We start from the raw sequence: 23,319 nt of genomic DNA, 5'->3' as shown, positions 1-23,319 counted from the left end.
TTATGTATTTCACGAGTATAATCGTTAAATTACTTATTAATCAGCTTTTCACTGCTTCAATTTTTTATTTGTTTTTTATAGAAACGTTTCACTAAAAATCATAAGGGAGTTTTTAGAGTGAAAAAACATCAAGCGTTTAAAACTGTGTCTGTGCTGGCTGCTTCGTCCTTCGTATTGGCTGCCTGCTCCTCCGGTGGAGGCTCCGGGGGAAACGAAAGCAGCGATGACACCATTACTGTCTGGACCATGACCGACGGCCTCGATGAATTTGTCCAGGAATACGAGGATGAGTCCGGAACGACAGTAGAGGTCCAGGCTATTCCGTGGGAAAATGCCCATGACAAAATCGTCACTGCCGTTGCTTCCGGGGACGGCCCGGATGTTCTGCAGGTCGGCACCACCTGGGTGGCAGAATTCGCCGATGCGGGGACTTTTAAAGACCTTTCCGACTACACAGATGAATACGACAACCTCAGCAGTGATAATTTCTATGATACAGCCGTGGAAACGACCAAATACGAGGATCAGACCATCGGCGTCCCCTGGTACGTGGATACACGAGCTCTTTTTTACCGTACCGACATATTGGAGGACGCAGGCTATCCGGACGGTCCAAAAACATGGGATGACATGGTCGATGCCTCCGAGCAGCTTACCGCCCGCGGTGATGATCAGTATGCTATCGACCTTTTGGCTGATGATCCCCAGTTTCCCTTCGTGATGGCCTGGGAGCAGGGTTGGGATTACGACCTGGATAAAGGCGCTGAAAACTTTGACGATCCGGCCTTTCAGGAGGCTATCGAGCTTCACCATACGTTTTATGACGAAGGATATTCCCAATTAGGGGAAGGCAAGGAATTTTTCCAGGCATTTGCGGATGGCTCCAAGCCAATGTTTATCAGCGGCCCGTGGGATATACAAACAATTGAGGAGCGCACCCCGGAAATTGAAGGCGACTGGGACGTCACCCTGATGCCGGAAGCAGAAACCAACGATTCCATGATGGGCGGTGCGCACTGGACCGTTTTCAACAATAGTGAAAAAACTGAAGAAGCGCTTGATTTCATTAACTGGATGTCCGCCCCGGAAACCCAGGTGAAATGGTATGAGGACCACAGTGAACTGCCGGCGAATCTGGAAGCCTGGGAAGATCCAGTGCTAAAGGACGATGACAAAATCAGCACCTTCGGCGAGCAGCTCGAGCACACCAAGCCGCTGCCGCTCGTGCCTGAATATGAGCAGATGGGACAGGAGCTTCTCAGCACCCTTGAGCAGATCAACCGCAACGATGCCGATATTGATAAGTCTCTCGACGAATATCAGCAGGAGGTTTCACGAATTCTTGGTGAATAGATAAAAACAAATTAGGTGCACCTTGTCTGCACCTAATTTCATCTTTGCAGCATGTGGAGAGGTGAATGTAGTGAATCGTGTAAAAGCATCCATGACCCCTTATTTATTTATCGGGCCGGCGCTCCTTCTTCTGGTGGCGTTTTCGTTTCTGCCCATTATTATCGCCCTTGTGATCAGCTTTACTGATATGAACATCGGCGGGCTTGCAAACTGGTCTCAGATCAGCTTTGTCGGTATCAGCAATTTTATCCGGCTGTTCCAGGACCCGGTGTTTCTTCAGTCCATGTGGAACACGCTGCTGTACGTCGTGATCGGGGTGCCGCTTGCGATTATCAGTTCGTTTGTCATCGCATTGTTCTTGAAGCTCGTTACCGACCGGATGTCTTCGACCTTCCGGGTGATTTATTATATGCCCTCGATTACAAATATTGTCGCAATCGCCGTTGTATGGGGCTTTTTGTACAACCAGCAGTACGGGCTGTTTAATTACCTGCTGTCGATGGTCGATCTGCAGGCGGTTCCGTGGCTCGAGCATCCCTTCGTGGCGAAAATATCCTTAATTATTATGGCGGTCTGGAAAAGCAACGGGGTCAGCATGCTGATCTTTTTAGCCGCCCTGCAGTCCATCCCGCGAATCTATTATGAAGCTGCCGACATAGACGGCGCCAACCGCTGGCAGAAGCTGTGGAACATTACGCTTCCCTCGATGCGGTTTGCCACCTTCTTTGTGACTGTGACAACGCTGATCGCCTGGCTGCAGTTTTTCGAGGAGCCGTTTGTCATGACGGACGGCGGCCCGCTGAACGGCACAAATTCCATTGCGCTGTTTATTTACCAGGAAGGGTTTCAGTCCAGCGAATTCGGCTACGGCGCCTCGGCTTCCTTTGTTCTGTTTGCGATCATTATCGTTGCTACCCTGGTCCAGTTTAAATTCCGAAAAGCCGATCAATAAGGAGGACTCCGCATGGAACTAAATAACAGATGGGAGAGAGCCCTGATCAACACGGTGCTCGTTGTCGGCGGCTTCCTTGTCGCACTGCCGTTTTTTTGGATGGTGCTCAGCTCGTTTAAAAATGAAAACGAAGTGCTGAGCATTCCGCCAACGCTCTTTCCACTCGAACCGACCTTCACCAACTACATCGAGCTGTTTACGAACCTGAACTTTGATGTGTACTTAATTAATACACTGATTATTGTTGCCTTTTCCATGATCGGCCTGCTGTTTAACACGATGGCCGGCTACGGCTTCGGGAAGTTTGAATTCAAGCGCAAGGAAATGTGGTTTGCTGTCGTGCTTGTCACGATGATGATTCCCGGGCAGGTAACGATGATTCCGACCTACCTGATTTTAAACCAGGCCGGGCTGACCAACACAATGGCCGGCATTGTGCTCCCGGGACTGATTGCCGCGTTCAACATATTTTTGATCCGGCAGTTTATGGTCACCATCCCTGACGATTTGATCGAGGCCGCCCGGCTGGACGGCGCGGGTGAATTCTATATCTTTTTTAAGCTGATCATTCCGCTGGCTAAGCCGATTCTTGCAGTACAGGTTATTTTGACCTTCATCGGCTCCTGGAACAGCTTTCTCTGGCCGCTGATTGTCGCAAACGATGAATCGCTCTATACCCTGTCGGTCGGACTTGCTCTTTTGCAGGACCAGAACGTGACCAACTACGGGCTTCAGATGGCCGGGTCCACCTTTATGGTGCTTCCGATCATTATTGTTTTCGTGGTGTTCCAGAAATACATCGTGGAAGGCTTTAACGTTTCCGGCATTAAATAAAACGCTAAGGAGTGAAACCGCATGGCTGTAATGCATATCGATTTTCCGTCCCGGGTGCTGTCCAAAACGGTTGCGGCCTCCGTTATTATTCCCCCGTCCGTGTATCAGGACAGCCGCGTGCCTGCGCCCGTGTTATACCTTCTGCACGGCTTCAGCGACAACCATACCGCCTGGCTTTATAACACCTCCATCGTCCGCTACGCGTCGGAAGCGGAACTGGCCGTCGTGATGCCCTCCGCAGACAACAGCTTCTACACCGATATGGCATTTGGCGGCAGGTACTGGACATTTTTAACCGACGAACTGCCGGCGGTGGCCGAACGGCTCCTGCCGATCGCCTCCTCCCCCTCTAAACGATTTGTCGCCGGTCATTCAATGGGAGGATTCGGGGCATTAAAATGGGGATTGAACCATCCCGGGCAGTTCGCCGCAGTCGCGAGCCTTTCCGGTGTGACGGATATGGTTTACCATGTACAGCACGATGCTCAAATGGCCGACGACAAACGGCGGCAGTTTGAATTGATTTTTGGGGACGCAGACATTGCCTCCACGCCCAATGATATTTTAGGCCTGCTTGACACCCTTCAGCACGCGGGCGGGCAAATGCCCCGCCTGTATCAGACGTGCGGCACGGAGGATTTTTTATACGAACACAACCGGCGGTTTCACCAAAAATGTGCCGGGCTGAGCATCCCTGTGGACGGAGATTTCCGTCCCGGCGGCCACACGTGGGATTTTTGGGACGAAGCCATCCAGCGGGTCCTGCACTGGCTTCCGATAGAAGCAAATAATTCCCGGAAGGCATAACTTTATCAACAGTACAAATCAGGGGGAAATCATGGCAAATATTAAAGATGTTGCTAAGCTGGCCGGGGTCGCGCTGTCGACCGCATCCTATGCGTTAAACGACAGCCCGAAAATAAGCCCGGCCACCAAAAGAAGAGTCGAAGAGGCGGCAAGGTCGCTCAACTATCAGAAAAACGGCTTCGCCTCCGACCTGAAAAAAACAAAAACGAATACGATCGCTCTGCTGCTGAGCGACCTCTCCGGTCCTTATTATTCCGAGCTGATCAAGGGCGTGCAGGATGTAACATCCGCGCACGGCTTTGATCTGATTGCCTGCAGCTCTGTCGGCGGTCCGCAGTCAACGGCGGTTAAGTTTCTCACAGAAAAACGTGTGGACGGCGCAATCATCCTCGCCCATAACATCAGCGACGCGATCGCTCTCGAAGCCGCAAAGCAGTCCTTTCCGCTCGTCGTTCTCGACCGGAGGATCGACCACGAATATATTTTCCAGGTGGAGGTCGACAACACTGCAGGAGCGAAACAGGCGACCGAATTTTTAATTACCAGGGGCCATCGCCAGATTGCCTATATCAGCGGACCACCAAATGCCCGCGACAATAAGCTCCGCTATCAGGGCTTTCGGCAGGCACTCGAGGACTACCACCTTTCCCCCTACCCGAAGTGGGAAATCGCCAGCGATTTTACCCGGGAAGGCGGCTACCGTGCCGTCAAGCTGCTGATCGCCCAGCGTGATCTTCCGCAGGCCGTCTTTTTCGCCAACGACGAGATGGCTATCGGCGGCCTGCAGGCATTCCGTGAAAATCAGATTCAGGTGCCCGAAGACATTTCAATTATCGGGTTTGATGACATCCAGCTGTCCGAATACCTGTCACCACCGCTGACCACTGTCCGTCAGCCAAAATACGAAGCAGGCTCCCTCGCTTCCCATCTGATCTTTCGCCTGCTCGACGGCGAACAGGTGGACCATCACTATAAACTGATGACCGATATTGTCGAAAGAAAATCGGTGCGCACCAGCCGGGTTTGACTATAATAATATGATTCAGGAGGCTTTTATGCATTCATCCCGCCCGAATATTCTGTTTATCATGAGTGACGACCACGGTGCCCAGTCCATCAGCGCCTACAATGACCAGCTCATCCATACCCCGCACATTGACCGTCTTGCCGACGAAGGCATTCGCATGGATAATGTCTACTGTACCAACTCGCTCTGTGCCCCGAGCCGCGCGACGATTCTTACCGGCCAGTACAGCCACGAAAACGGGGTGCGCGGCCTGTCCGAGCATTTTGACAACACCCAGCAGACTTTTCCAGGGCTGCTTCAGGAAAATGGCTATCAAACCGGCCTGGTGGGTAAATGGCATCTCGGCCACGGGGAGGCTCATCATCCGGCCGGCTTTGACTACTGGAGCATTTTTAACGACCAGGGGGAATATTACAATCCCACGATGATTGAAGCCGGCGGCCAAAAGCAGGTGCCCGGCTATTCCACGGACGTGGTTACCGATTACGCGCTCGACTGGATGCAGGCACGCCGGACCGACGAACCGTTCATGCTGATGGTAAACCATAAAGCCCCGCACCGGCCGTGGCTGCCAGCGGAAAAGCATAAAGACGCATTTAACGATATGGAGTTTCAGCTGCCCACCACCTTTAACGATACGTACGAAAACCGGGCAACAGCCGCGCGCATCGCGGAAATGCGGATAGAGGATTTAACGGAGGAGGATGTGAAGGGCACGCCTCCTGAAGGCTTGACGCACCAGGAGGTAAAGGAATGGAAATACCAGCGCTACATAAAGGATTATCTGCGCTGCGTACTGTCCATTGATGAAAACATTGGCCGCCTGCTGCGCTATCTGGATGAGGAGCAACTGGCAGAGAACACTATTGTCATTTATACCTCGGATCAGGGGTTTTTTCTCGGCGAGCACGGCTGGTACGATAAACGCTTTATGTACGAAGAGTCGCTGCAGATGCCATTCTTGATGCGCTATCCAAAAAGCATCCCCGCCCGGAGCACCTCCAGCAGCATCATTATCAACAATGACTTTGCCCCCACCCTGCTTGACTATGCCGGCGTCCAGCCGCGTACTCCGATGCAGGGGGAAAGCTTCCGTCCGGTCGCTGAAGGCCGCACGCCGGACAGCTGGCGGAGCTCGTTTTATTACCGGTACTGGGAGCACCTGACGATTCATAACGTGGCCGCCCATTACGGCGTACGAACCGGACGGTACAAGCTGATTTACTATTACGGCGAACCGCTTGATGTGATTGGGGCCGTCAACAAGCCGATGGAGCCTGAATGGGAGCTTTTTGACCTCGAACGGGATCCTAAGGAGATGAAAAACGAATACGACAACCCTCTCTATGCCTCTGTCGTCGAGGAGCTTAAAGCTGAACTGCAGGCCTTACGGCGTCAATACAACGAACAGTCATAAAAAATTCTTTATACGAAGGCTGAGCCTCTGCCAGTAATGTCCGGCAGAGGCTCAGCTTTTTTCTATATCAATACTGTTATGGCTTTAGTTTCCGATAATGCCTTCTATCTGTTTGATAAGCTCAGCACGCTTGTCCCGGTCCATGGCGTCCGGATGCGGGTCGCCGAAATCGCCGCTGTCGTTGTCAAAATACTTCCCGGACGCGTCGGCAAATGTATCCGACAGAGCCGCCTGATACAGAATATTCGCCCCGATGGTAATATCGCTGCCTTCGACGCCGAACGCGGTCTTTACCATTTTACTTCCGAGCAGGGACCCCGGATTCACAGCCACGATAACCGGATCGACACTATTTGCCAGCTCCACCGTCCACATCGTGAGCGCGAGCTTGCTTTGCGCATACGCCTCTCCGTCCTGCAGGTCCGCGTTACCCGCAAGCGCCTTCGCATCCACCGGCTTCTGCGCCGCGGAGGACAGGTTCACTACGCGTCCCGAGTCATCCATCAGCGGAAGCAGCTCATTCGTTAAAATATACGGCGCCACCGTATTCACCGCAAACCGGATGTCGAGCCCGTCTTCGGTCTTCTCTCCCGGGGCCGTATATACGCCCGCGTTATTGATGAGCACGTCCAGGTGACTGTGCTTCTCCCTGACCGCCCGGGCGAAGCTTCTCACGTTCGCCAGATCGGACAAATCCGCCACATACTGCTCGGCGTTTTCGTTTCCCGTTTCTTTGGCCACATCCGCAAGCTTTTCTTCGCTGCGTCCGTGCAGCAGCACCTCATGGCCCTCTTTTGTCAGCATCCTCGCCGTTTCCATGCCTATGCCGTCTGTCGCTCCTGTTATCAAAATCTTCATCTTTATTCCTCCTATACTACCCGGCGGGCAGCCTGCTGTTTCGTTTTCCCATAACTATTAACTATTCATTGACGTAATTCCCATTCCCAGACAGTGGTATTCGAAACATCGTGGTATGTGTTTCCCAGGCGGGTTTCGGTTACAATAAACAGGACGCGATTAAATTTTTCACGTAAAGGGAGTTTTGTCAGATGAACATCCATCAGATCCGAAACGCTACGCTCATTGTCGAATACGCCGGCAAAAAGTTTTTGATCGATCCGTATTTAGGGGAAAAAGGCGCCTACCCACCGCTGCCGAACCCGGCTCCCCACGCACCGGACGGCGACCAGAACAACCCCGTCGCCGGGCTGCCGGTTGCACTGGAGGAAATTACCGCAGGCATTGATGCGGTGATCGTCACGCACACCCACCAGGACCATTGGGACGAGGCCGCAAAAGAAGCTTTGGCCAAGGATCTTCCTTTGTTTACCCAGAATGCCGACGAGGCGGAGACTATCCGGAACGAGGGCTTTCAGAACGTCTAGGTGCTGCATGAAGACACCGTCTTCGAAGGGATCAGCTTAAGCAAAACGAAGGGCGAGCATGGCCGCGGCGACATCCTTGAAATGACCGGACCGGTTTGCGGCGTTGTGTTCAGCCACGAATCGGAGCAGACGCTGTATGTAGCCGGTGACACCGTCTGGTACGAGGGCGTCCAGGAGGCGGTAAACCTTCAGCAGCCGGATATCATTGTGGTCAATGCGGGCGACAACCAGTTCGCCGAGGGCGGTTCGCTCGTCATGGGCAAGGAGGACGTGTACAAATTGCAGCAGGCCGCCCCCGACGCGAAGATTATCGCCGTGCACATGGAAGCGGTGAACCACTGGACATTATCAAAGGAAGAATTAAAGACATTCGCTGAAGAAAAAGGCATCTCGGCAAACCTTTGGGTGCCGGATGACGGTAAAATTTATCGTTTTTAAAGTATATGCAAAAACAATCGATTGTAACCCTACTATACTATAAAAAACAGAAGCCCCTGAGCATATTACATTTATGCCGGGGCTTCTGTTTTTTATTCTGTCCTATTTTCAGGTTGGAAAACAGTAAGCATTTCGTACCTACTTATTTTCTTCACACCATCTAGTGATGAAATCAGCTATCGTGTGTGTCACGGTCTTTAAACTCGCAAGATCAATGTATTCATTTGGGGCGTGCATATCGCCACCAACCGGTCCGTAGCAAGTAGCGGGAATATTAAACTCCCCAAATGCCCGCAAATCCGTCGTAGCCGTAAAAGGAAGATGCTCTACTTTTTCGTTAGTAACAGAAGCATGTGAAGCAGCCATTTCCTGCATAATCTCTTCGTCTTTTGAAATAGAATAGCCTGGAGCAGCAAAACCGAAAAACGTAATTTCCGGAGGTGTTGTTTTTAGCCATTCATCTTCATTGGCTGCCTCTAACAGCCACTGCTCCACCTCTTTTTGTACCGTTTCCGGCGCAGTACCTGGATAAAATCCTAATCTCGCTTCAAACGTGCATTCCGTTGGTACGCTGGAAGCCCAATCTCCACCCTTGACTGCACCAACATTTACGTTAAGCGGGTGAGGGTGCTTTTCAAAGTCTGGGTGCTTAGGACGACTATTAATGTGCTCGCGATATTCCATAAGTGACTCCATGAGCCTGGAAGCCTTCATAATCGCATTTTGCGCACTTTCTGCACGCTCTACGTGAGCTCCGGCGCCTTTTACTGTTACTCGCAGCCACAAGACACCCAGTTGGGAATTAATAAGCCGCAAATGGGTAGGTTCGGGTATCAAGGCCCCGTCTGCCGTATAGCCTCTATCCAATAATGCGAGCGCTCCGTTCCCAGTACATTCCTCTTCGATGACGCTATGAATCTGCAGATCTGCTCCAAGCTCCACTCCTGCCTTACGCAGGGCTTTAACCGCAAATACGATCGCTGCAAAGCCGCCTTTCATATCAAGTAAGCCTCTGCCATACATACTATTTCCTTTTGTAACAGGAGAATAAGGGTCATTGCCCCACTGGTCTTCCGGCCCGGCACTAACCACATCCAAATGGCTTTGCAGTATCAGACTTTTTCCTTTTTTCGGCCCTGGACTTTTCCATACTCCCGCGACTACTGGCCTGTTTTCGTATGACCATTCGGGCTCGCCAAAGTTTTCATATTTTCTCAGCCGCTCTGGCTCGACTTTCACTGCTTCTGTTTCAAGACCCATATCCTGCAAATAATTATAGATGAAGGCCTGTACTTCTTTTTCATTTCCCAATGTGCTAGGGAAGCTTCCAATAGTCTGCAAAAATAGTTTTTCTTCGTCCCATAATTCTTCTAGTTTCTCTTCGATCAGTTCTCTATTAATACTCATTTATTCTTCCCCCCGCTACTCATTGGCTAATTCAAGGGCCATTTGATATAACACATTGGCGCCCTTTACAATATCATCATCCTCTGTCAATTCCGAGGGCACGTGGCTCTTGCCATTAACACTCGGAAGAAAGATCATAGCTGTCGGCCCGAGATTGTTTACATATTTGGCATCATGACCGGCGCCACTCAGCAGTCTTTTTGAAGAATAATGGAGATTTTCTGCGTTTTTTTCAATGATGTTGGTAATGTGTTTATCAAAATCAGCTTTGCCCGTGTCCCACAGTTCCTCTATGTCTACTTTCACACCTCTTTTTTGGCAAACTTCACGGATACAGCTTTTTGCTTCCTTTACTGCTTCGCTTCGCTTTTGATCGTCAGCACTCCGGAGGTCAATTGTGAAAACAGCTTTACCCGGAATACAATTGACCGTGTCCGGGGAGACAGAAATTTTCCCCACAGTAACTGTTACCCCTGCTTGAATGGCTTTCGACTCCAACTGGGTCATAATTTCGGCAGCGGCCATTAACGCATCTTTTCGTAAATGCATTGGCGTGGGTCCTGCGTGATCCGCTTCTCCGGAAAGAGCCACTTCCAGCCAACTAATTCCCTGTACACCTTCTACGATCCCAATCTGTTTGTTTTCATCTTCAAGAATCGGTCCCTGTTCAATATGAAGTTCTACAAAAGAGTAAAATTCCTTTATCCTGTTCTCCTTTGTCCCGTGATAGCCGATCTTCTTTAGTTCATCCAAAAAGCTGAAGCCGTCATGATCTTGCCGGCTGTGAACATAATCCTCATCAAACACACCTGCTATTCCACCGGACCCAAGCATGGGAGGTTCAAATCTTGCTCCTTCTTCGTTAGTAAAATTGACTATTTCGATTGGTCTCTCTGTGTCTACCTCATTATCATTTAGCGAATGGATTACTTCCAAGGCGAGCAGAACTCCAAGCACGCCATCAAATCGTCCTCCCTCCGGCTGAGAATCCAGGTGAGAGCCAAGGACCACTGGCGGGAGATTTTTCTTTCCCTCCCGTCGTCCGTACATATTTCCAAAGTCATCAACTTTTACCATGAGACCGGCTTCTTCACACCAAGCTTTGAATATATTTCTCATCTCTTTATCTTCAGCAGAAAGAGCTAATCTTCGCAGTCCTTGTCCGGGTATCGCTCCCGTTTCTGAACTTTTGGCCAGCATTCGAAACAATCTTGCTTCATTAATTTTATTCAGCGTCTCCATCTCCTATATCACCTCTTAGATTCTACAGACCAAGTTTAATGAAGAAATATCCCCACACGACAATAGATATCACAGTAAACAGGACTGAAATTTGAATCACCTGTTTATACTGTTTTTTTATTTTTTGAAGCCCACCTGGCTGTGCCAACAGCTCCTGGATTGTTTGCTTGGCCATGCTTGTATTTTTCATTTCCGTATAATAATTCAATTCATGCGTATTCGGTTTCGTTAACAGAGCTGTAACAACAAGTGAAACAACCGAGACTACAAGTGCTAGCATCAGTTCATCTATGCCGGTAGGCAAGGTCATTACGCCACTTCTTATGAGTTCTCCGAATACTATAAATGAGGCGGTTCCTGACACCATGCTGATAGATGCAGCCTTACTGTTCATTTTCTTCCATTCGAAGGAAGCTACTATAGTTGGCAGCCAACCTACAGCGAAAATGGAACCAGCATAGATAGAAATCCAATAAATTGCTGAAGGCCGGGAAATAGCGATAGCACAAATGACTACTGCTACAATAAGCTGGCCAATTCTCGCCGCGTTAAGACTCTGCTTTTCATTAACTTTTTTCTCGAAGAGTCTTTCATATAGGTCTCTGGATAAAGCAAAACCTACCAGCACAAACAGCGTAGAAGCCGTAGACATGATAGAAGCCATAAGTGCTGCAAGCCCTATACCAGCAATGGCTGGCGGAGTGAACTCCATAAACCCGACGATCATCGCGTTATCAGTAGGTGTAATATTTGGCTCAAGCACTTGCATACCGCCTGCAGCGATAAAGACTGTCAGCTGCATGAAAGGAGCAAAAAATACGCCGATAATGGCAGCTTTCAAAATAACAAAATCGTTTTTAGCCGGAAATACCCGGGACACCAGTGCTGGCATGCACGTGAAGAACAAGATCCAGACAAGGAACTGGGAAATCGACCATCCGATAGACCGTTCCTCTGTACCACCGATCGTCCAGTAGTTCGGCAAGGTTTCCGACAGGCCTTTCATTTGCTCAAATCCGGCCTGGCCGATAATTAACGGAGCAATGATGACAGAGATGGCGAGCATCGTGAAAAACATAAGCGTATCAGTTACTACCACTCCGTACATTCCACCGAAGGCAGTGAACGCAATTAATGCTACTGTAAAAAGTACGATAAGCAGCTGAAAGTTGATCCCGGTAACCTCACTGAGCACCAGTCCTGCTCCAATGAATTGAATCACGCCGTACCCAATGAGCCCCACAATCATAATAATAATAGCAATAACACTAACCCATTTATTGTTGAAGCGTTTATCAAAAAAGTCCGGCATCGTCTTGCACTTTAAAGCTTTCATTCTTCTTCCCACATAGACGACAGCAAGCAAGGTGCCGATCCAGGCACCAAAGGAACCGAGTGCTGCGATAACCAGGGGCCCTTCTGCATAAGATTGCCCGGCAATACCCAGCAGGGTCGCAGCACTCAGATATGTAGCGGCCAGAGTACCGACAATTAATATCGTTGATCCCCTTCCTCCCATCGTATAAAAATCATCACTGTTTTTGACAAAACGGGAAACGATGGCCCCAACGACCACATAAAGTAATAAAACGACTGCAAATATAGTTACCGCCATATGTAATCCCCCTGCTAATATTTGTTATTATTTTCTTTCTTTTCAGAATCATTACTTTTTTCTGCTTCTTCTTTCTTCTCCATTTCCTTGATGACAGGAAGATATTGCTTTTTTAAAATAGCGATTACCACAATCGAAGAAACAACAGTTACCAGTGTGGCGTTTATAAATAATATTAAAACTTCAACATTCATTGTTCCACCTCTTTGTAAAGGATTTCCATATCTATTGAATGCCTCCAATAGACATGTATTTCGTTTCCACGTAAGGCTCTATACCCTCTAGCCCGCCTTCGCGTCCCATCCCGCTCTCTTTCATTCCGCCGAACGGCACGTGAGCAGCGGACGGCGCTCCATCGTTCCATCCGAGTATGCCAAACTTCAGTTGTTCCTGAAAATAGATACCGGTACGATAATCATTGGTGAAAAAGTAAGCGGCTAAACCGAACGGGGTGTTGTTAGCCATTTCCACTGCTTCTGCGTTCTCGCGGAAGGTGGTAATTGGAATAACCGGACCGAACGTTTCTTCCTGCATAATATTCATTTTTTCTTCTACGTGATCGAGGACGGTTGGTTGTACAAAATAATAACCTTTTTCATCGCTTTTGTCATATTGATGACCGCAAAGCAGGCGGGCGCCTTTCCTTAACGCATCTTCAATCTGATTGTGGATTTTCGTATACCCGTCCATGTTGATGACAGGGCCGATGTCTACAGTTTTATCAAGCCCATTCCCCACCTTCAATTGTTTAACCCGCGAGACCAGCTGTTCAGAAAATTCAACAGCCACCTTTTTATGAACGAGCACTCGGTTCGCGCAGATACACGTTTGTCCAGCGTTCCGGAACTTTGACGCAAGGGTTTGTTCTACAGCGAATTCAATGTCGGCATCTTCTGCCACGATTAGCGGGGCATGACCGCCGAGCTCCATGGAAATATGTTTCATAGTGTCAGCACTATCTTTCATCAAGCTCTTACCTACTGGCGTCGAACCCGTAAAAGTGATTTTGCGGACGAGTCCGCTGCTGGTGAAAACGGGGCCAATGTCTTCACCGTAGCCGTTCACGTATTGCACTGCTTCTTTTGGAATTCCCGCTTTATGCGCGAGCTCCACGAGCCTAATTGTAGTAAGCGGCGTTTCTTCAGACGGCTTCACTACAAATGTGCAGCCTGCTGCAAGAGCCGGGGCAGCTTTTCTGGTCATCATTGCCGCCGGAAAATTCCACGGAGTGATCGCTGCTACAAGACCGATAGGTTCTTTTGTTACCACAAGCCTTTTCTTTTCTGTATGAGAAGGAACAATGCGTCCGTACACCCGCTTTGCTTCCTCTGCATACCACTCGATATAGCTTACCGCGTAAGCCACCTCCCCGAGTGATTCTTTTAACGGTTTGCCGCTTTCGAGCGTCATTACTTCCGCCAGGTTTTCCGTCTCGTTTTTCACCTTTTCGGCCCACTCTTTTAATAGAGCAGCACGTTCATGGGCATTCACTCCCGCCCAGGTTTTAAACGCTTCGTTTCCCTGACTGAGTATTTTTTCTACGTCAGTCTCTGGGGTCACAGCGATTTCCTCCACCACTTCTCCAGTAGCCGGATTTTTCACTTTAATCGTCTCTTTCATGTGTTATCCTCCCCTTCTGGATTATTCTGCCGCTGCCTCAAACGCCTGCTCGAGAATGGCCAGGCCTTCCTTCAATTCTTCATCTGTAATAACAAGCGGGGTGAGAAAACGGACCACATTTCCTTTTATACCTGCAGAAAGCAGCAGCAATCCATTGTTATTTGCGTAGGAGGTGATGGCCCCTGTCCTTGCTTTATCTGGTTGGTTCTCTGCATCAACAATTTCTACAGCTACCATTGCTCCAAGCCGGCGGATATCTCCAAGGAAGCTGTGACGAGCTTTTAGATCTTTTAATTTATCCTCCAGCACGGCCCCGATATATTCAGCTTTTTCATTCAGGTTTTCTTCTTCCAAAATATCAATTACTGCCAGGGCTGCTTCACATGCAACTGGATTGCCTGCAAACGTGCCTCCAAGCTCTCCCGGAGACGAAACATCCATAATTTCGGCTTTCCCTACCACCGCACTAAGAGGAAGTCCTGCTGCTAAAGATTTCGACAAGGTCATGACGTCTGGTTCAATATCGAAATGTTCGCTTGCAAAAAGTTTTCCTGTCCGACAGAAACCGGTTTGAATTTCATCAGCAATGAAGACAATCCCATGAGCATTACAGAATTGACGCACTTCTGAGACAAAGCGTTTTGGGGGAATCAAAAATCCGCCTTCGCCCTGTACTGGTTCCATAATGATACATGCCACCATTTCCGGATCGATCGTAGTGACGAAAAATTCTTTGAACCGAGTAATGCTGAAATCGATGTACTCCTCCTCTGTCATTTGTGCCGGTTTATTCGACATGTACGGCATAGGGGCCTGGTACACTTCCGGAGTAAATGGGCCAAAGTTAAATTTATACGGCCTCACCTTGCTTGTCATCCCCATAGTCAAATTCGTCCGTCCATGGAAGCCGCGTTCGAAGGAAACGACAGCTTGACGCTTTGTATATTTCCTTGCTACCTTCACCGCGTTCTCCACAGCTTCTGCTCCAGAGTTAAAAAGCATTGCCATTTTATCGAAAGAACCAGGCGTTATCTTACATAATTTTTCCGCCAGGTTAATGTAACTGTCATACATAATGACATTAAATCCCGGGTGTATATAACGATCAACCTGATTTTTAATAGCTTCTGTCACCTTAGGATGACTGTGACCGACATTTAATGTCCCGATAGCTCCAGCAAAATCAATCCATTTCCGGCCTTCATTATCTACGAGTTCCGCCCCTTTTGCATAGTCAGCTATATTGGTATTTCCATTTCCGATTCCTTTAGGTATGTATTTTTTTCTTTTTTTCTGCAAATCTTCTTTTGGGATTGCTTTCTCACTCATTTAAATATCCTCCTTCGAATTTATAGATAATTATGATAATTTTCTGATACAATTAAAAGAACCAGTTTTTAAAAAAGTATGGGACCAGATAAATTTCAGGAGGAGTTGTATTTGTTTTTTCAAATCAATAAAGGGAGCGGTTATTCTGCCGTCTACAAACAAATTTACACACGTCTTAAACACCTTATTCTTGAAGATACGCTTTCGAAGCACGAAAAATTGCCTTCTAAACGAAAGCTCGCGCAGGATCTGGAAGTAAGCGTAAATTCGGTGGCACATGCCTACGAACAGTTGTTAGCGGAAGGTTACATATACAGCGTAGAACGAAAGGGATATATCGTAGAGGATATCGGGCGTTATATCAAAAAAGGAGAAGAAACGGATCCATTCCCGGAAGAGCTTAAAGAAAAAAATAATCAGGAAAGCTTCACACCGGAAATTACTTTTTCGCACATCACAACAGACGCGAACCATTTTCCGTTCAAGAAATGGAGAAAATACCAGCAAAAAGTCGTGGAAGATCACCGGCCGCAGCTCTCGCTACTCCCCGACTTCCAAGGCCCGTATGAAGTTCGTGAATCAATTGCCACTCTGATCGCTCTGACACGTGGGGTGCGCTGCCGCCCGGAGCAAATCATTATTGGCTCTGGCACGCAGTCGCTGATTCACAAGCTTATGTCTCTGCAATCAGCAGATAAGCCTATAGCGGTAGAAAACCCCGGCTATCAGCGTTTTTATCATTTGTTAAATAACATGGGGTTCCCAGTATATCCTGTAAACGTTGATGAATACGGTCTTTCCATTCGCGGCCTTCAAAAAAGCGGCGCCCAGTGGGCTTTTGTAACGCCTTCCCACCAATTCCCCACCGGAACGATTATGCCTATTAATCGAAGAATCGAACTATTAAACTGGGCAGCCGCCTCCTCGGGCCGTTACATTGTAGAAGATGATTATGATAGTGAATTCAAATACGGGACAGACCACATTCCTTCCCTTCAGAGTCTGGACCGGAACCGCCAGGTCGTTTATACTGGCACATTTTCCAAAACTCTGCTGCCAAGCCTGCGAATCAGTTATATGGTGCTCCCCCCGGAATTACTGAAGGATTACCGCCAAGCGTACAGCGATTGGATCGACGGGCCTTCGGGCCTCAATCTGTGGACTTTAAAGTATTTCATCGATGAAGGTGAATACGGGAGACATGTCAAGCGGATGAATACTTATTATAAAACAAAGCGGGCACTCCTCGTTCGCGAGCTGCAGCACACATTTAACGGAAGAATCGCTATTTATGATGTACCAGCCGGCCTTCATTTTCTTATGGACATTGAGACCAGCCTCTCCTATCAAGAGATCGAAGAGCGGGCAAAAGAAAATAAGATAGAATTATATACGCTTCGTCGTTTTATCCTTTCGGGAGATGAACTGCTTCTCAATAAGCAGAAAAAAATCATTATCGGATTCGCTAACTTAGAGGATGATCACATACGAAAGGCGGTTCAGCGTCTAGCTTCAATTTTTTCATAAATAATGCATGCCCTTTAATGCATGTATGCTCTTATATTTTATGCCCATCTTTTGTTCTTGCTTAGACATTTCCAATTGGACTTCTACAAATGCCCACAGGAGTTCCCTTGTCGTTTATGATCTTCTTCAGGTTCACTACGGCATGGCCCTGATAAACCTGGTTCATGATTTTTTCTATTGTCTCCTTTTCTTGTTTACTTACTGTTTGTTTTATAAGCATTTTTTCGAACCATCGCTTAATTTCTCCGGGGTTGACATTCCCGGCAATGGAAGAAAGACGGTCGTATCCCAATATTAATTTGTTTTCTAAATCCACTTCTCCTCCTGCATAAAAGTAAAAATCTTTTCGGTTTATATCTTTTTTTAACCGCCCGACTTTTTCTTTATTTCCGGCTTCCTTTATACCAACTATCACATCAATCTCACTTAATTGAATAATACTATTTTCTGATAAATCAAATCCCGTTCTATTTGGGTTATTATATAGGATCGCAGGTTTATTACTCAGATGGACGATTCTTTTTGTGTAAATGAGTGCTTCTTCCTGGGTTGGTACAACATAAGGCGGATACCCAAGCATAATGCCTGATAACTCTGTATGACTGATCTTTTCCGCCAGCATTTCTGCTTCTTTTTGTCTGATCGAAGCCACACCGAAGATAATCTCCATAGTTCTAATCAGTTCTTCTTCCAGCGCTAAAGCATGGACCAGTTCAAATTTTTCCTGGAGGCTCAAACTATGCTGCTCTCCAGTAGTCCCCGAGACGAGAACAGATTTCACTCCTTGTTCATGCAAGTCTTTTATGTGGTTTATTGTGCCTTGAACATTTAAGGATTCATCTTCATGAAAAGCGGTAGGCACGGCGACATGAAATTTTTCTGTCAGCATCTCATTCTCTCCCTTTATTCTTAATATAATAATGGTCTTCATTTTTTATTCAAAACTCTACAATGCTTTTTAAACTTTCCTGAATCTTATCACAGCATTAATTAATAATCTTTCCACTTTTCTTAAACCAACGCTAATATTGTTATGCCGTGAGGCTTCATTAAACTGGATTCCCAAGCTTTTGATGCAGGCACTTTCGGGGAATAAGCATGTTATTATAGGGGGAGGACTATTTTTTAACCCTCGGCTGGCTATATACATATTTCATTTCCGTCTCCCGCCAGTTCCCCTGCTCCCTTTCACTCCTTGTAAGCATCGACAGTCACTGTCCAGACTCAAGGTTTATTTTTACTTATTTCGTTCCTGCATGGCAGGAGGTTGCCGAACCAAAGCAGTAGCAAGTAAGAACCGGGAAAGGAGAATGATGCATGGCTAACAGAAAGGTGATACCAGTCCGGAAAAAAGCCCCCTCCCCCTCGTTCGATCACGTCCGCCGCTTCGCCCCCGCCGCAGCCGTTCTTTCCGTAATAGTGATCAGCGGATGCTCGTCAGAGGAAGAGAGCGAAGATGAAAGCGCGCCCCCGGAAGAGGAAACCGAGACTAATGAAAACGAGGAAGCAGCGGAAGAAGAATCCGGGCCGTCCAATGAGCCCATCACCGAGTACGGGGTGAGCGCCGGCCATCCGGATGCGGTCGAAGCCGGCATGGAGGTGCTCGATAACGGAGGAAACGCGGCCGATGCGGCTGTCGCAGCCGCCTATGCGGTCTCAGTGGTCGAGCCATTTGCTTCCGGGATTGGCGGAGGAGGTTCCGTGTTGATTCAGGAGCAGGGAGAAGCCCCGCAGGCATACGATTACCGCGAAGTCGTGCCCGAGGGCGGCATCCCCTCCTCTGACATCGGCGTGCCCGGTTTCACCGCCGGAATGAATAAATTCCACGCCGACCATGGTACGGCGGAGTGGGAGGAGCTGCTTGATCCTGCCGTGACGCTCGCCGACAGCTCGGAGGTCTCCGGGCTGTTTGCAGATCAGCTCGAATCGGGAGAAAGCAGGCTGCCTGTCAGTGAGCTCAGCCACTTCTACCCCGACGGTGAGCCACTCGAAGCGGGCTCTACCGTGGAACAGGACGAGCTCGCCGACACCCTGCGCGACATCCGTGACAACGGAAGCGATACTTTGTATGAAGGAGAGGCCGGGCAGTCGCTCGCGTCTCAAATCGAAGGCATAGACACCGCTTCGCTTGAAGCCTTTGAGATCAGCCAGAACGATCCATCCGTTGGAACCTATGCAGGGTACGACATTATCGGTGCTGCACCGCCGCTCCCCGGCATCAGCGTTATTCAGATGCTGCAGATGCTGGAGGAGCGTGACAGCATGGAAGCAGGACGGGACAGCACGGACTTTATCCACGATACCGCCATGTCCTGGAGACTCGCCTCCCAGTTTATTGAAACGGACTACGGCGATCCGAATTTTGTCGATGTGCCGGTTGATGAACTGACGGATCCGGAACGTAACGCGGAGCTGGCTGCGGAAATACCCGAGGACAGCCTGATCTCCGAGGAGGAAGCCTCCTCCTACACGGGAGACCCCAACACGACCCACATTACGGTCGTTGACGAGGACGGAACCTTTGTATCGATGACCAATACGCTCACCAATTTCTGGGGATCCGGGGAATATGCCGATGGTTACTTTTTGAATAACCAGATGGATCGGTTTGATATTGGCGAAGGCAGCGTCAATGAACCGGAGCCGGGACGGCGCTCGGTAACCTGGTCGTCTCCGATGCTTGTGGCCAATGACGACGGACCGGTGCTTGGCATCGGCAGCCCGGGCGGCGAACGGATCCCGATTATGCTCGCGCAGGTGATTTCCGACTGGACGGTAAATGATGCCAGTCTCGAGGAAGCGGTCGAAGCCCCGCGCTTTCATCTGGATGGTGACGAGCTGGTGATGGAAGAAATGCCTGAAGCGCAGCAGCGCGAGGAGCTGCTTGCGATTGGGTACGAGGATATAAGTGAACAGCCGACGCCGCTCTACTTTGGGTCGATTCAGGCGTTAGCCCTGGACCAGGAGACCGGGGAGCTGTCCGGGGCCCGAGACCAGAGGCGGGAAGCAGACTGGCAGAGCAGTGCTTCAGAGTAAATAAGGCTTGCCGGGCTTCCGGCTCTTTCATTTATGCCTGATTTCACCGCCCTTCAGGTTTTACCACACTGATTTCTGTTAATGATAAAAAGAAAGGCAATTTTTCATCAATCCAAAACCGCCAACAGAAACGAAACAATCAAGGAGGCACGATAGTGTATTTTAATGATTCAGCCATGGGCGATGAAAACAGGACTCCGTTCCCTGAGTGCTTTCTTACCGGCTCAGCCTTTAAGCTGGTGGATGGTTCAACCGATATGGATACCGAAGCGTATTCTGCGACTCAGCCGGCGGGAAAAGGATTTCCCCAATCGGTCGCTTCCGGCGACCCCACGTCGTCAGGAATGATGCTTTGGACCAGAGTGGATCCTTCGTTAGAGGCGGGTGCCTCTGATACCGAAATCGTTGGAGAAAACCAGCCACAGACTGTTATGTTTCAGGTGAGCACCCATCCGGATTTTTCTTTCGTGGAATTGAGCGGTTTTTGCCCGCTATGGAAGGACCATGACAACGTGGTCCGCATTGACCTGGATGGACTGCTGCACCCTAATGAAACTTACTATTACCGTTTCATCACAAGGAGCGGTCTGGTGAGCAGAGCCGGCAGATGCCGAACGCTTCCGCCGGAAGGCAGTAATTGCTCCACCGCCACCATCGGCTACGTGTCCTGCCAGGATTACACGAGCGGCTATTTCAATGCACTCTCCCACCTGGCGGACGAGCAGCTGGATTTCTTTTTGCATCTCGGAGATTACGTGTATGAAGCCGCCGGGGACGCTTCGTACCAAACCGGCATGGAAGCAAGACAGATTACCCTTCCAAGCGGTGAAGACAAAGCCTTTACCCTGGAGGATTACCGCCATCTGTACAGTGTGTACCGCACAGACCCCGATCTGCAAAAGCTGCACGAAAACCATGCCATGGTGGCCACCTGGGACGATCATGAATTTGCCAATGATACCTACGCCCCGGCGGTCGCTCCGGATGACAGCCTGGAGCCCAATCCCGAGCGGCGCCATTCGGCAAACAGCGCCTGGCTGGAATACATGCCTTCGAGAGTGTATGTCCCTTCCCCATCGTCATCCAGTAATGCCCTGAAGCTGTATCGGTCGATGACTATTGGCGACCTTGCCACGCTGTACATTACAGACGAGCGTGCCTACCGGGATGCTCATCCCTGCGGCGAACAGGAGCTGGAGCGTTATTTCACCGATGGCTGCGAAAACATCCACAGCCCCGACCGATCCATGCTCGGCAGGGATCAGAAGGATTGGTTTCTCGGTGAATTGAAAAATTCCAGCAGCTTATGGAACATTTGGGCCAACCAGGTGCAAATCACCCAGCTGAAATTTTTGGGCAGGTACATTAATCTTGATGCCTGGGACGGGTTTGCACACGAACGGCAGACCATCGCCCAGACAGTCATCAATGAAGGCGTTCAGAATTTCCTTGCGTTAACGGGCGATTTTCATTCCTTTGAAGCCTCTTACCTGCAGGAGGATTACAGCCGGGATGGTCATAAATACGGAGTGGAGCTGATGGTGGGGTCTGTGACGTCGAGCAATCTGAATGAAATGGTGCAGAAAAACCTGAATAACCTGTTCGATCACACGAGCCCCCTGCCTCAAAACGCGACGCTCGAAATCTTTCGCACCTTTCTGCCGGACGCGTTAAGTGAACGCATCATTCCCACAGAGTTTTTGTTTAAAGAGCTGCAGAATGCCATCAAAATTGAAAATCCCTGGATTGAGCTATTTGACAGCACCTCGCACGGCTATGCCCTTTTGGAGCTCTCGAAATCCAAGGCAGTCTGGACAGCCTGCGCGGTGGACAGCATCGAAGAAAAGCAGGCGCCTAAATCCGTGCTGCTCCAATGCGAGATTCCAAACGGAGAAGCAGCCATTAACGTGAAGGAGAAAAACAGCCTTTTCGGTTAAGCAAAGGGCCCGGTTCTGCGGATGAGATACCCAAGGCCGCCTGGAGTGAATAAAGCCTGCCCGACTTCCGGCCCTTTATTTTCTGCCTGAGTTTCGTATATCCTCTATGAGGGTTCTTTGCCCCATCTTAGATCAACACCCCAGAACAAGTTCCCTTTGCAGAAAGTAGGTTTTCGTATGGCAATTCCCCAGGGCGGCGCTCAGGGCCCGCGCATCGACATACTTGATCAAATACGCGGCTTCGCCTTGTTTGCGATTTTTATCGTGAATATCTTCGGCCTCGCATTGGTGAACCCGGCCAATCCTACCTGGCTGGGCACCGCTATTCATACGGCCGTCGCCATCGTATTCGAGGACAGCGCCCGGCCGCTGTTTGCGATGATGTTTGGCATCAGCCTCGTGCTGATTTACAGCCGGCTGCATACAAAGGGTACAAATCCCTATCCGACCCTCATCCGGCGGCTTGTGATCCTGTTTTTCGTCGGGGGTCTTCACGGCTTCTTTGTATGGGCGGGCGATATTTTACTTATGTACGCTTCCGCAGGACTCGTGCTGCTTACGTGTCTCCGGCTTCCAGCCAATTGGCTTCTCGGACTGGCGTTTTTGTTCTGGCTCGGCTATTCCACTGGGATCGACCTGCTGGATGGCTATACCTCTTTCCAGATGAATCCGGAGCGGTGGATGAAGGATGCCCTGCCGCCGAATCAAAACTATCCGACCGGCGTGGAATACCTGCTGATTGAATGGTCGACGATGATCGATCACTTTGGCTATTTCTTTTTTGGGATGTACGCCTATCGCAGCGGCATCTTTTCAAGAGCCCTGGACGATCGCGCCCGTAAATGGCGGCTCGCCGTCCTCTTTCTCCTTGTCGGACTTCTTGGAAAAGCCGCTCTGTATACTGGAGCCGCCAGCCCGCTGGTCGCTCATCTCGACGATGTGTACGCATTTTTGGTGAGCTTAGGGCTGGGCCTCGGCCTGCTTTTGGCTGGCACGAGCCGCAAAAGCATCAGCCTCTTTCTCACCCCGTTTACCGCCGTCGGGAAATTGACCTTTACCCATTACCTGCTGCAGTCGGTCATTTTCGTAAGCCTGTTCCGCGAGAGCGGACGGACGTTTTTTAACGGCATGGGGATTTGGGATCCGCCGGGCTACGTGTTCGCACTGTTCATCGGCCTGCTCGTGTTTGTGACCCAGCTGCTCGCCAGCCCGCTGTGGCTGAAATACTTTTACTACGGCCCGCTGGAGTGGGTATGGCGGATCGGGACGCACATGAAATGGGTGCCGATGATTCGTAAGCGGTCGTAAATAAACTAGCAAGCGGCTGTAATATTTACAAGGCTTTAGATGCGTGTATAAAAGTGGAATAAATTAACCTGTATATGATCATTAA

At 49.4% G+C, this 23,319-nt stretch carries 18 protein-coding genes and 1 pseudogene; 11 read left to right on the top strand and 8 right to left on the bottom strand.

All coding sequences use genetic code 11. The annotated features are described in order from the left end of the window. The first annotated feature begins 117 nt into the window (after positions 1 to 117). From Q0757_RS05805 to Q0757_RS05780, 6 genes are all read left to right on the top strand, one after another. A complete protein-coding gene (locus Q0757_RS05805) occupies positions 118 to 1,353 on the top strand; it encodes a sugar ABC transporter substrate-binding protein (protein WP_298785435.1) in 1,236 nt (411 codons plus the stop codon). Positions 1,354 to 1,444: 91 nt separating this feature from the next. Continuing rightward, entirely contained in the window at positions 1,445 to 2,305 is an 861-nt protein-coding gene (locus Q0757_RS05800; protein ID WP_298786139.1) for a carbohydrate ABC transporter permease, read from the top strand. Positions 2,306 to 2,317: 12 nt separating this feature from the next. After that, complete coding sequence (locus Q0757_RS05795; protein WP_298785434.1) at positions 2,318 to 3,139, top strand: carbohydrate ABC transporter permease; 822 nt, start codon at positions 2,318 to 2,320, stop codon at positions 3,137 to 3,139. 21 nt (positions 3,140 to 3,160) lie between these two features. Next, positions 3,161 to 3,946: an alpha/beta hydrolase family protein gene (locus Q0757_RS05790; protein ID WP_298785433.1), complete on the top strand. Its 786-nt coding sequence runs from the start codon at positions 3,161 to 3,163 to the stop codon at positions 3,944 to 3,946. 31 nt (positions 3,947 to 3,977) lie between these two features. Then, entirely contained in the window at positions 3,978 to 4,973 is a 996-nt protein-coding gene (locus Q0757_RS05785; protein WP_298785432.1) for a LacI family DNA-binding transcriptional regulator, read from the top strand. Positions 4,974 to 5,001: 28 nt separating this feature from the next. After that, positions 5,002 to 6,390 (top strand): sulfatase, encoded by a 1,389-nt coding sequence (locus Q0757_RS05780; protein WP_298785431.1) that lies wholly within the window; start codon positions 5,002 to 5,004, stop codon positions 6,388 to 6,390. A gap of 84 nt (positions 6,391 to 6,474) precedes the next feature. Here the strand turns inward: Q0757_RS05780 and Q0757_RS05775 are convergent, their stop codons facing one another. After that, a complete protein-coding gene (locus Q0757_RS05775) occupies positions 6,475 to 7,248 on the bottom strand; it encodes an SDR family NAD(P)-dependent oxidoreductase (RefSeq protein WP_298785430.1) in 774 nt (257 codons plus the stop codon). Between the two features lie 191 nt (positions 7,249 to 7,439). Between Q0757_RS05775 and Q0757_RS05770 the strand changes: the two are divergent. Further along, positions 7,440 to 8,213, top strand: a pseudogene (locus Q0757_RS05770) (MBL fold metallo-hydrolase). A 138-nt stretch (positions 8,214 to 8,351) separates the two neighbouring features. On the opposite strand, the gene Q0757_RS05765 reads toward Q0757_RS05770, so the two are convergent. The 6 genes from Q0757_RS05765 to gabT are packed head-to-tail and all read right to left on the bottom strand — an operon-like array spanning position 8,352 to position 15,426. Further along, positions 8,352 to 9,620, bottom strand: coding sequence for an ArgE/DapE family deacylase (locus tag Q0757_RS05765; protein WP_298785429.1), 1,269 nt, complete (start codon positions 9,618 to 9,620; stop codon positions 8,352 to 8,354). A gap of 15 nt (positions 9,621 to 9,635) precedes the next feature. Beyond that, positions 9,636 to 10,862, bottom strand: coding sequence for a Zn-dependent hydrolase (locus tag Q0757_RS05760; protein ID WP_298785428.1), 1,227 nt, complete (start codon positions 10,860 to 10,862; stop codon positions 9,636 to 9,638). Positions 10,863 to 10,884: 22 nt separating this feature from the next. Further along, positions 10,885 to 12,477 (bottom strand): sodium:solute symporter family protein, encoded by a 1,593-nt coding sequence (locus Q0757_RS05755; RefSeq protein ID WP_298785427.1) that lies wholly within the window; start codon positions 12,475 to 12,477, stop codon positions 10,885 to 10,887. Between the two features lie 14 nt (positions 12,478 to 12,491). Then, positions 12,492 to 12,671, bottom strand: coding sequence for a hypothetical protein (locus tag Q0757_RS05750; RefSeq protein ID WP_298785426.1), 180 nt, complete (start codon positions 12,669 to 12,671; stop codon positions 12,492 to 12,494). Positions 12,672 to 12,702: 31 nt separating this feature from the next. Then, a complete protein-coding gene (locus tag Q0757_RS05745) occupies positions 12,703 to 14,097 on the bottom strand; it encodes an NAD-dependent succinate-semialdehyde dehydrogenase (RefSeq protein WP_298785425.1) in 1,395 nt (464 codons plus the stop codon). A gap of 21 nt (positions 14,098 to 14,118) precedes the next feature. Next, a complete protein-coding gene (gene gabT / locus Q0757_RS05740; protein WP_298785424.1) occupies positions 14,119 to 15,426 on the bottom strand; it encodes a 4-aminobutyrate--2-oxoglutarate transaminase in 1,308 nt (435 codons plus the stop codon). Positions 15,427 to 15,537: 111 nt separating this feature from the next. Between gabT and Q0757_RS05735 the strand changes: the two genes are divergently transcribed. Next, positions 15,538 to 16,953, top strand: coding sequence for a PLP-dependent aminotransferase family protein (locus tag Q0757_RS05735; RefSeq protein ID WP_298785423.1), 1,416 nt, complete (start codon positions 15,538 to 15,540; stop codon positions 16,951 to 16,953). 61 nt (positions 16,954 to 17,014) lie between these two features. Here Q0757_RS05735 and Q0757_RS05730 read toward each other — a convergent pair whose 3' ends face one another. Beyond that, positions 17,015 to 17,842, bottom strand: coding sequence for a dihydrodipicolinate synthase family protein (locus tag Q0757_RS05730; protein ID WP_298785422.1), 828 nt, complete (start codon positions 17,840 to 17,842; stop codon positions 17,015 to 17,017). Positions 17,843 to 18,270: 428 nt separating this feature from the next. Between Q0757_RS05730 and Q0757_RS05725 the strand changes: the two genes are divergently transcribed. From Q0757_RS05725 to Q0757_RS05715, 3 genes are all read left to right on the top strand, one after another. Next, positions 18,271 to 19,989, top strand: coding sequence for a gamma-glutamyltransferase family protein (locus tag Q0757_RS05725; protein ID WP_298785421.1), 1,719 nt, complete (start codon positions 18,271 to 18,273; stop codon positions 19,987 to 19,989). A 155-nt stretch (positions 19,990 to 20,144) separates the two neighbouring features. Continuing rightward, positions 20,145 to 21,926: an alkaline phosphatase gene (locus Q0757_RS05720; RefSeq protein ID WP_298785420.1), complete on the top strand. Its 1,782-nt coding sequence runs from the start codon at positions 20,145 to 20,147 to the stop codon at positions 21,924 to 21,926. 177 nt (positions 21,927 to 22,103) lie between these two features. Beyond that, positions 22,104 to 23,234 (top strand): DUF418 domain-containing protein, encoded by a 1,131-nt coding sequence (locus Q0757_RS05715; protein ID WP_298785419.1) that lies wholly within the window; start codon positions 22,104 to 22,106, stop codon positions 23,232 to 23,234. Positions 23,235 to 23,319 lie beyond the last annotated feature (85 nt).

The sequence above is a fragment of the uncultured Marinococcus sp. genome, assembly GCF_947493875.1.
In the GTDB taxonomy this organism is placed as follows: Bacteria; Bacillota; Bacilli; order Bacillales; family Marinococcaceae; genus Marinococcus.
Note: the sequence above shows the minus strand (reverse complement) of the source record. Positions and strands in the feature narration are given on the sequence as shown.